This is a genomic window from Methylobacterium sp. WL18, from assembly GCF_008040015.1.
In the GTDB taxonomy this organism is placed as follows: domain Bacteria; phylum Pseudomonadota; class Alphaproteobacteria; order Rhizobiales; family Beijerinckiaceae; genus Methylobacterium; species Methylobacterium mesophilicum.
Genome location: NZ_VRVD01001169.1, coordinates 1 through 719 on the forward strand (window position 1 = coordinate 1; position 719 = coordinate 719).

Annotated in this window: 1 protein-coding gene; it reads left to right on the forward strand. The window is 69.1% G+C overall.

Going from position 1 to position 719, the window contains the following annotated elements:
• Positions 1 to 192 precede the first annotated feature (192 nt).
• On the forward strand, positions 193 to 719 hold a 527-nt coding region (locus tag FV228_RS31595), incomplete at its 3' end, for an autoinducer binding domain-containing protein (protein ID WP_147857959.1).

A 719-nucleotide genomic window follows, 5' to 3' on the forward strand; every position in this document is an offset into this window, starting at 1 on the left:
CGCCGCCGGCGTGAGGCCGGGGCCCGCCGGGCAAAGGCCCGGACCCGGAGCTGCCGAAGCCGTACGGAGCGTCACGACGGCGTGCGCTCTTGGCCGGCCGAACAACCTCATGTATCGTGTTTTATCGCGTGGACTGACATTGTTTCAACTATAGGTCGGATAGATTTCGCGCTACACACATTCGGACGTTTCGTGAGCCAGGATACCCACAAGGCCTTCGAGATCGTCGGCCGTCTCAAGCAGGCCGCGCGGATCCCGGACATCCTGCGCGAGATGCGCTCGGCCGGCGCGTATTTCGGTTACGACGCCTTCATCATCACCAACCTGCCGGCGGAGCACGCGATCTCCACGCAGGGCTGCGCCCTGGTGCCGGCCTGGCCGGAGGGCTGGCGCAAGCGCTATTTCGACCGGGACTACCTGCGGATCGACCCGGTCGCGAACCATGTCCGGCGCACCACCGAGCCGTTCCTGTGGCGGGAGGCGCCCTACCGGTCCGACGAGGCCGGGGCCGCCCGGGTGATGGGCGAGGCGACCGAGTTCGGGCTGTCGCAGGGGTTCTGCGTCCCGATCCATCACCTGTCCGGCCCGGGGGGCGGCGTCAGCTTCGGGGCGGACCGCCTCGACCTGTCGGACGACGCCAAGGCGGCGCTGCACCTCGTGTCGATCTACGCCTACCAGCGGGCCGAGGCCCTGATCCGCGAGGGCGGCCGCAGCAGCCC